A 7,679-nucleotide genomic window follows, 5' to 3' on the forward strand; every position below is an offset into this window, starting at 1 on the left:
ATGTCATAATTTTTAACGTATATTTAATATTTCTTTTCTGCGAGACTTTAGTTATGAGCGAACAAGCTGTTGAAAATACAGTGTTAGACCGCTTTGAGTGTCGCGCTTGCGGTTATGTTTACGAACCTGAAAAAGGTGACGATAAGCATGACATTGAGCCAGGGACACCCTTTGCAGAACTGCCCATAAATTGGCGCTGTCCAGTTTGTACAGCGAAAAAGGCAGCTTTCACCAACATCGGGCCGGCTGGTACAGCCTCCGGTTTCAAAGAAAATCTTGGTTATGGTTTAGGTGTTAACACGCTCACCCCAGCGCAAAAAAATATCCTAATTTTTGGTGCGTTGGCTCTTGGATTCTTATTTTTTATAAGTCTCTATGGCTTGCAATAATGCTAGAGGTTAGAGGCTAGTATTTTTTACTCATTACTCAGCACTCATTACTCAGCACTCATTAATTCTGCTTGAGGTAAACCTTCTAGAGAAACCTTACACAAATTTAGAAACAACTAAAAAATCAATGGTTATTGTGAAAAGCTGGCAAAAAATATTTGCTTTGTTGATGGTCGTCCTCTTGTGTATTGGTTGTAGTAAGGTTCCCTCTACCAGCTACAACCCTTGGGCAGTCGTTTCTTTGCCGACAGAGGCTAAATTACTAGATATCGGTTTTACTGATAACCCCAAGCATGGTTTCTTGGTTGGTAGTAACTCTACTTTGCTAGAAACCAATGATGGCGGCGACACTTGGCAGCCTTTGAATTTAGCGCTGGATGATGATAGATACCGTTTTGACTCGGTAAGTTTCGCTGGCAAGGAAGGCTGGATTGTCGGTGAACCTTCTTTACTACTACACACTACTGATGAGGGTCGTTCTTGGTCACGTATTCCCTTGAGTGAAAAACTACCTGGTAATCCAATTGCCATCCAAGCTTTGGCTACAGATATAGCTGAAATGGCTACAGATGTAGGTGCTATATATAAAACTACAGACGGCGGGAAAAACTGGAAAGCCCAGGTAGAAGCTGCTGTAGGTGTAGTGCGTAACTTGGAACGTTCTACGGATGGTAAATATGTTGCCGTTTCTGCTAAAGGTAGCTTCTATTCTACTTGGGAGCCTGGACAGAATGCTTGGGTTCCCCATAACCGCAATAGTTCCCGCCGTGTAGAAAACATGGGTTTTTCTCAGGATGGGCAGATGTGGTTACTTGCCAGGGGTGGTCAGGTACAGTTTAGCGATCCAAACAAACCAGATGAGTGGCTAGAAGCTGAAAATCCTGAACTTTCTACCAGTTGGGGTTTATTGGATATGGCCTATCGCACACCAAATGAAGTTTGGGTAGGCGGAGGTAGTGCTAACTTGCTGGTTAGTACTGATGGCGGCAAAACTTGGGAAAAAGACCGAGATGTGGAAGAAGTAGCAGCTAATTTTTACAAGGTTGTCTTTCTTAAACCAGATCAGGGGTTTGTGATCGGCGATCGCGGTGTTTTACTAAAATATCAACCAGAGATAGCTAAAGCTGTCCCAACAGAACCAGCTGCTTAGGTATTTTTCCTACTTTTATGAGAAGAAAGTTGCAACTTGTAACTCTTTCTTAACTTTGTAGGATAATAAACTCAATAACAATCTTTGTGAAGGTAGGGATCTAAATGTCAGGGACTACTGGAGAACGTCCGTTTTCCGATATCGTTACCAGTATTCGTTACTGGGTAATTCACAGCATCACCATTCCAGCATTATTTATTGCTGGTTGGTTATTTGTCAGCACCGGGCTGGCTTATGACGTGTTTGGCACTCCTCGTCCTGATGAGTATTACACACAAGCACGTCAAGAACTGCCAATTGTGAACAATCGTTTTGAAGCGAAAAAACAAGTTGAACAACTTATCGAAAAGTAGTTTGAAATCATGACTAGCGGCAATAACATCAATCAACCAGTTACCTATCCTATTTTTACGGTTAGATGGATTGCAGTTCATACACTAGCTGTTCCTACCGTATTTTTCTTGGGCGCGATCGCCTCAATGCAGTTTATTCAACGCTAGTTACACACTAGGAGTAAATTATGGAAAGAACGCCCAATCCTAATAATCAGCCGGTAGAACTTAACCGGACTTCACTTTACCTGGGACTACTATTAGTATTTGTTCTAGGCATTCTATTCTCCAGTTACTTCTTTAACTAACTGGACTCTTGTTTTCAATTTCGGTTTATTGAACCTGCGTTGATTTGTTGTTAAGGGAGGAGAAAGCTGTGTCAGCTGGAAGTGGGAGAATTCCCCTGTGGGTCGTCGCTACGATCGCAGGTTTAGGTGTAATCACTGTTGTAGGTATCTTCTTCTATGGAGCCTACGCTGGAATCGGTTCTTCAATGTAATTTAGTCTGGATTTTCTAGGCTCTTGTTTAGAAAACAGCATGAAAATACCGCCTATCTCTTAAAGATAGGCGGTATTTTCATTTGTTAACTTGAAAACCAATTGGCTGAAAATTTGATCATAGGTAATAAGTAAAAAATGTAGTATTAAATTACATATTACCCGTTACCTCTGGTTGCATTAAGCAACATCTTCGCGTTCAATATATAAAAATAGAAATGCGAAGGTGACAATTGGTACAACCCAACCAACTACGGGAACCAAAATAGAGGACAAGAAAGAAGTGTCAGCCAAGATAGAAGGCAAAAATGCGGTTGCCATAGTAAATTTTCCTCTTAAATCACACTACAATTCAAAATGAGCTTACTGCAAATTCAGTCAGTTTTTGTAAATTCTCAAGATTTTTAACACAGCTTGAATTCAGACAAAATTTACATACCAAGTAAATCATTTAGGGTGACGTTGGGCAAATCAGGAGGAACTACAGTTTTCATAATTGTGACTTTGTGGCTTTCCTGCTGTGTCACTGTATTGAGAGCGATCGCCTCTATGCGAATCTCTAAACAGCCAAAGGGAATATTGAGTTGAGTCATCCCTTCCAGATTACCGGCAGAGTTTGATAGCAACTCCGTTAGCAGGTGGGGACCATCAAGCAACCAGCGAGTTTGGCAATCTTCCATCCACAATTTGACTACGACTTGTGGGGTTACTTGTGGCAATTCTACTCGCACTCTCACCAAAGTACCAGCAATCAGTTCCCCGTCAGGCACATACAGTAAGGGAATCGGTAAAGGTTCCAACATTTCCCTAGAGAGAGATTCGGTTGTGTTGGCGATTGCCTGCTGCTCCACGTTTGGTAAATGGCTCTTGTTTGTGTCTAATTCATTATCGCTATCATCTATGACAATTTCTTGTGCTAACCAAGTTGATGATGTCTGAATGGGTTCCGTAGATGATAATTCAGGTTGTAATGCCGATGATTCTAGAGAAATGTTGTCTATCTCTACAGATATCTGATTTTCTATTTCCTCTGATGTGACTACATCCGTCTCTACTGGTTCTGTTTCCACATCTGGGACTGATGACAAGCTATCCTCAAAATTTGGAGTTTCCTGCGAACTCAGGGAAATGGTAGACGCTTCATCAGGTGTTATCTGCTCCGGTGGAACATCATTTGTGTCTGTGAAAAAATCAGGTAAAGAGTATCCTTGGCGCTCCATCCACTTGCGAATTAAAGGCGATGAATAAGGTCGCGGTGCAGCAATGGATATTTCTGCTACATCCTCATCAATAAATTCATTCTGAGGAATTATTTCTTCTGTTTCTCCGGTTTCAATGATTTCTGCCGTTGATTGAGCTTCTAGCTCAACCGCAGCTTCATTTGGAATTTCTATATCACTAAGCCCATCTTCTAAATTAGTTTCAGACTCAGTGATCAAAACATCCACCGATGGCAATTCCTCCGCAACTGGGGTAGTTAATTCATCGGCAAGTTGGCTTGTTTTTACTTCGCTGCTACGAGGGGTGTTTGGCAAGCGTTTTAAGTAAGGTAAAGTACTTCCCAAAATCCGTGAGCGACTCTGTTTGATTACCAACTGACTCAAATTGATGGGAGCAGGGGTTAAGGGAATGGTTGTATCATGCTGTTCTAAGAGAGGAATTTCTAAGCTTGTTTCTACAACTAGATCATCCGTAGAAATTCCATCAGTGGGATTTTCCGGTAGTTTTGGTAATTGTGGTAAACGGAAATCACTTGATTTCTGGAGCGACTGTAAGTCAATTTGCTGTGGTAGAGGTGTGTTTGCTGATGGATAGATTGGCTGTAATTGACCTGGGAATGGGGTTTTAACTAGATTGAAAAGTTCCAAATCCAGGCTAGTAGTAGTTTCAGCAGTGGATACAAGTAGTGTGGTGTCATTTTGCTTCTCTACTTGGCTAGCTTGAAACGCATTTTTAACTGCCAATAAATCAGCTACATCTGCCGTAATGGTGAAGGACTGACTAGCTAATAGCGTCACTTCCCCAGGATTAGCGTTACCATCCGGTGAGGCGTAGCCAATCGCTCCATACAAATTAATATCTGCCAAAATTAGCTTAGATTCACAGTCAGCAGGGATATCAATTGCCGAATGAATAATCAGAGGTAGTGATTTATCTCCTAGAGATTGACGCAGTTGAGTTAATACTTCTGAGGTTAGAGGCGATCGCAATTCAATTCGCAGTTCCACAGCGTAGAGGTTTTCAATATTTAGAGTTTCATCTCCAAGCTCCAAATTTTTTTGTAAATCTACACTCCCATGAATAGTAAGTAAATGTCCCCACTGAGTAATATATGTTTCTCGATCCAGCGTCAGCAATAAGGGAAGTGATTCTTCCTGGATTGGCGAATCTTCAACTTTTGGTTCTTCCGGCAAAAGTTCAGAAGTGGGTAACGCTAAATCAATTAAATTTTGTAAAATTTGCTCTGCCGTTTCACCTTTGACCCAAACTGGATTTACTGGCTCGTCAATCGCTGTGTCTTCTTGGTCTAAAGAAAAATCTGTGGTAAGAAAGTCGCTCTGGTTAGTAACAGCTAGTTCTGTGCCAGAATCTGACCCCAAACTGTCATCAGATATAGAATCTGGTTGATGGAATGAGTTTATTTCTAAATTATTTTCTATATTTAATTTTTGGTCTGCTTCATCTGCTGGCTGGGAAGTGACTTGTAGATGGACACCATATTGCCAGGATTTACCAAAAATATCTGATATCAAATCGCCAGAGCAGCGTAATTCCCAAATACCTGGTTTGAGATATGTGAAAGGAATTACCGCCATTAAGCCTTCGGAGTTAGTGCGACGCAATCGCTTTTGAATCCGTCGCTTTGGCGGTACTTCCTGGGTAGAAAAGTGCGTCACGCGCACTTCTACATCTTGATTAGGCAGGTTAGAACGAGCTAAAACTCTATACCGACCCTCTAATATTTCTGTGTTTGGCGATTCCAAGGCGTGCCAAGAGCGATCGCCCTGTTTCTGAATCAGAAATTGCCAGTGTTCCATTATGAGTGATGCCCAGACTGAAGAGCAGCTGAGTAATATTTTGCATTATTTTTCTTGCAAGTTTACCTCAGCAATCTGTAATTTGTTGAATGTAATATAATGTTTCGACTCCAATACTGTAAAGAACTAAAGCTGAATAATAATTTTATTTAACAGCACAAGTTTTATCCATCAAGTTACTAAGCTGATAGTTATTTCACTTCCTGCTCCTTACCGAGGCGAGTGAACCGGATTTCAATACGTCGCCGTGTCTTGTCGTCCTGACGAGCGATCGCTGCAATTTTTCCACTTGGTAGAATCATTTGTGCCGCAGAATAACCCCTAAATGAGAGTTTAGCCAGTTTCCCCTGCTTTCTCTGCACATCACGCAGTACTTTCACTACCGCCAACGCTCTCATCAATCCCAAGTCGGCGTTAGAACCAGCACGAAGATTAACTATCGGTAACTCGCCATTCACTACTTTTTCTAAATTTTGATCCAAGTTGCTTACCACATTACCGTTGGGTTGTCCATCAGTATGGCCAATGACTTCAACAACATCAATATTATATTTTTTAGCGTTAGATTCTATGTTTGGTATTATTTCCCTCAAAATGTAAGTTAACATTTTTGGAGGAATTTCAGCACTACCAGAGGCAAATCTATAAGCACCCTCATCTTGAATCAGAATAATTGGCGGTGTATCCGTATTTTGATTTGTTTGTGATAACGATGATGTGATGATAGTTAAGAGCAAAAATAGAATTAACATCAGGAAGGCACTAGACATCAAATCTGTAGAAGCCTGCCAGACATTAAGTTCTTCATTATATTCTCTATGTCTTGATGTCCGAGCCATAGTAGTTTTAATTTTCAGAATAAATTAATTTTACTAAACATTTTTTAAAAATCACTGTGGTTATCTCTGAGATTACCATTAGTATTATTCAGTTTATTAATGCTTTCTATCAGGAGATCGCCCACATTCCCATGCGATTTAATCAAAATATCATTACTATGATATAAAGCTTTTAGCTCTTTGGTTAATGTGTTTAATTGGAAATTAATTTGCTTAGTTAAATCCCCAATACTACCAACTAAATTATTAACTGATTGATTATTATCGTCTAATTTATCAGATACATTTAATAAACCAGAATTAGCATTTTCCGTATATTGGTTTACAGAAATCAATAACTGTTGTAAAGCAACTTCGACATTGTTAAAACTATCTGCATTATTAGCAATTTTTTCTTCTAATTTATCAAGCTTATTAATCGCTCTAGAGAAGCTATTTGCCCCTTGCTTCAACTGAGGTATCACCTCTTTCAAAACATCTTGATTAGATTGATGTAACTCCAATACTTGCAATGATCTTTGATTTAGCTGCTGAATCTCTGTTCCGAGTTTAATTAATTCCTGATTACAACTCTTAATTTCAATTAGCACTGTTTCAAAAGATTTAACAGTAGTAGCCAAACTTGCAGCCGACTCTGAAAATTTTAACTGTGTGCCACTTAAATTTGCTGTAGCTGCTGACAAATTCTGGGGAAATTGGCTTCTTTCAAAAATTTCCGCAGACTCTTTAAATATATGAGATTTTGCATTCAATTCATCGATCGTATCATCAAATTTACTAGCGGCACTAGAGATAGTACCAGCCGCTTCATAAAATCTTTTATATACTTCCTTGGCTAAGTCAGAAGCTTCTTTATTTCCTTGAGCAATTTGTTCAGCTACCTTACCAAGTGATTGTTCCACTGCATCTCTGACTGTAGATCCAAATCGAGTTAAAAACCTATCTTGTTGGGATACCATCCGGTTTACTATTTTATCAAGACGGGTATCACCTTGTACTTGTGGTTGATAAACATTATCTAGGTAATCTTCAAGGCTACTAATAAGTTTATTTCTGGCAAAGGTAGTATTTTTCAACCAATTAAATAATGTTAAACTTGTGCTAAAAAATAATCCAATTAAACTAGTACAAAAGGCAATACTCATGCCTTCTAATGGTTGATTTAATGCAGATACTAAATCATTTACATTATTAGCACTAATTTGATTTATTGTTTTACTAATCTGCGACAAGTTAAGGGTGATACCGACAAAAGTTCCAAGTAAGCCAATAGCTAAAAGCAAATTAGGCAAAATACGACACCAATATTCTATTTGTTCACAACTAAGAGCTGATTCGTAAAGTAAATATTAAATAGACAATCGCCTAACCATGAGACGAAGTAAGGAACCATAAATCATGGCTTCACTTACCTCTGAATACACTTCATAATC

10 protein-coding genes are annotated in these 7,679 nt (G+C 39.4%); 6 read left to right on the top strand and 4 right to left on the bottom strand.

Annotation, left to right across the window (positions count from 1 at the left end; translation table 11 throughout):
* Positions 1 to 53 precede the first annotated feature (53 nt).
* The 6 genes from H6G18_RS21720 (at position 54) to H6G18_RS21745 (ending at position 2,370) form a co-directional block, all read left to right on the top strand.
* Complete coding sequence (locus H6G18_RS21720; RefSeq protein WP_190409175.1) at positions 54 to 389, top strand: rubredoxin; 336 nt, start codon at positions 54 to 56, stop codon at positions 387 to 389.
* 127 nt (positions 390 to 516) lie between these two features.
* Positions 517 to 1,539 carry a photosynthesis system II assembly factor Ycf48 gene (locus tag H6G18_RS21725; RefSeq protein WP_190409176.1) on the top strand — a complete coding sequence of 341 codons (1,023 nt, stop codon included), beginning with the start codon at positions 517 to 519 and terminating at the stop codon, positions 1,537 to 1,539.
* A gap of 104 nt (positions 1,540 to 1,643) precedes the next feature.
* Positions 1,644 to 1,892, top strand: coding sequence for a cytochrome b559 subunit alpha (gene psbE, locus H6G18_RS21730; protein ID WP_190409177.1), 249 nt, complete (start codon positions 1,644 to 1,646; stop codon positions 1,890 to 1,892).
* A 9-nt stretch (positions 1,893 to 1,901) separates the two neighbouring features.
* Positions 1,902 to 2,039, top strand: a complete 138-nt coding sequence (gene psbF / locus H6G18_RS21735) for a cytochrome b559 subunit beta (RefSeq protein WP_010997987.1) — start codon at positions 1,902 to 1,904, stop codon at positions 2,037 to 2,039.
* 20 nt (positions 2,040 to 2,059) lie between these two features.
* Positions 2,060 to 2,179 carry a photosystem II reaction center protein L gene (locus H6G18_RS21740; protein WP_010997988.1) on the top strand — a complete coding sequence of 40 codons (120 nt, stop codon included), beginning with the start codon at positions 2,060 to 2,062 and terminating at the stop codon, positions 2,177 to 2,179.
* A 68-nt stretch (positions 2,180 to 2,247) separates the two neighbouring features.
* Positions 2,248 to 2,370 carry a photosystem II reaction center protein J gene (locus H6G18_RS21745; RefSeq protein ID WP_190409178.1) on the top strand — a complete coding sequence of 41 codons (123 nt, stop codon included), beginning with the start codon at positions 2,248 to 2,250 and terminating at the stop codon, positions 2,368 to 2,370.
* A 179-nt stretch (positions 2,371 to 2,549) separates the two neighbouring features.
* Here H6G18_RS21745 and psaI read toward each other — a convergent pair whose 3' ends face one another.
* The 4 genes from psaI to H6G18_RS21765 form a co-directional block, all read right to left on the bottom strand.
* The gene (psaI, locus tag H6G18_RS21750) at positions 2,550 to 2,690 is read right to left on the bottom strand and encodes a photosystem I reaction center subunit VIII (protein ID WP_190409179.1); all 141 of its coding nucleotides are present in this window, start codon (positions 2,688 to 2,690) and stop codon (positions 2,550 to 2,552) included.
* Between the two features lie 110 nt (positions 2,691 to 2,800).
* Positions 2,801 to 5,407, bottom strand: a complete 2,607-nt coding sequence (locus H6G18_RS21755; protein ID WP_190409180.1) for a hypothetical protein — start codon at positions 5,405 to 5,407, stop codon at positions 2,801 to 2,803.
* 191 nt (positions 5,408 to 5,598) lie between these two features.
* Positions 5,599 to 6,246: a flagellar motor protein gene (locus H6G18_RS21760; protein ID WP_190409181.1), complete on the bottom strand. Its 648-nt coding sequence runs from the start codon at positions 6,244 to 6,246 to the stop codon at positions 5,599 to 5,601.
* A gap of 44 nt (positions 6,247 to 6,290) precedes the next feature.
* Positions 6,291 to 7,538 (bottom strand): hypothetical protein, encoded by a 1,248-nt coding sequence (locus H6G18_RS21765; protein WP_190409182.1) that lies wholly within the window; start codon positions 7,536 to 7,538, stop codon positions 6,291 to 6,293.
* Positions 7,539 to 7,679: the final 141 nt, after the last annotated feature.

This window comes from Anabaena subtropica FACHB-260 (assembly GCF_014697105.1).
GTDB lineage: Bacteria > Cyanobacteriota > Cyanobacteriia > Cyanobacteriales > Nostocaceae > Trichormus > Trichormus subtropicus.

Excerpts from the sequence above, each read along its gene's own strand:
- H6G18_RS21720 (WP_190409175.1), top strand. The coding sequence starts at position 54 with ATGAGCGAACAAGCTGTTGAAAATACAGTGTTAGACCGCTTTGAGTGT.
- H6G18_RS21725 (WP_190409176.1), top strand. The coding sequence starts at position 517 with ATGGTTATTGTGAAAAGCTGGCAAAAAATATTTGCTTTGTTGATGGTC.
- psbE (WP_190409177.1), top strand. The coding sequence starts at position 1,644 with ATGTCAGGGACTACTGGAGAACGTCCGTTTTCCGATATCGTTACCAGT.
- psbF (WP_010997987.1), top strand. The coding sequence starts at position 1,902 with ATGACTAGCGGCAATAACATCAATCAACCAGTTACCTATCCTATTTTT.
- H6G18_RS21740 (WP_010997988.1), top strand. The coding sequence starts at position 2,060 with ATGGAAAGAACGCCCAATCCTAATAATCAGCCGGTAGAACTTAACCGG.
- psaI (WP_190409179.1), bottom strand. The coding sequence starts at position 2,690 with ATGGCAACCGCATTTTTGCCTTCTATCTTGGCTGACACTTCTTTCTTG.
- H6G18_RS21755 (WP_190409180.1), bottom strand. The coding sequence starts at position 5,407 with ATGGAACACTGGCAATTTCTGATTCAGAAACAGGGCGATCGCTCTTGG.
- H6G18_RS21760 (WP_190409181.1), bottom strand. The coding sequence starts at position 6,246 with ATGGCTCGGACATCAAGACATAGAGAATATAATGAAGAACTTAATGTC.